The organism is Stenotrophomonas sp. 3(2025) (assembly GCF_052665395.1).
Genome location: NZ_JBQOIF010000055.1, coordinates 1 through 345 on the forward strand (window position 1 = coordinate 1; position 345 = coordinate 345).

Consider the following 345-nt stretch of genomic DNA (forward strand, 5'->3'; position numbering starts at 1 on the left):
CGGCCTGCTTGTCCGCGTGGGAGCCGACCGTTTCATCCTGCCAACCATCACCGTGCAGGTGGCACTCAAGCCTTCGCGCGAGATGCTCGCCACCGTCCAGGGGCGCGGCGAGGTCATCGACCATCGCGGAAAAATCCTTCCCTTGCACCGCCTTCACCGTCGCTTCGAGATCGAAGGTGCGGTCGGACTGGCTCCAGAACAGCCACAGCGGCAGTTCAACGGTGCCGGTCACCGCGCCCCGCAGGTCGGCGAGGTCGGGGACCACGACCGCGGATCGCCCGGGCCGGGCCTGGTACGCCCGGCTGGCGGCCCGCCCGGCGCCCGTGCGCGGGCCCGGCGCGGTCG

The 345-nt window shown here is 71.9% G+C and carries 1 protein-coding gene; it reads left to right on the forward strand.

The genetic code is table 11. The annotated features are described in order from the left end of the window. Window positions 1–58 precede the first annotated feature (58 nt). On the forward strand, window positions 59–345 hold a 287-nt coding region (locus ACUXVE_RS20070), incomplete at its 3' end, for a hypothetical protein (RefSeq protein WP_445515023.1).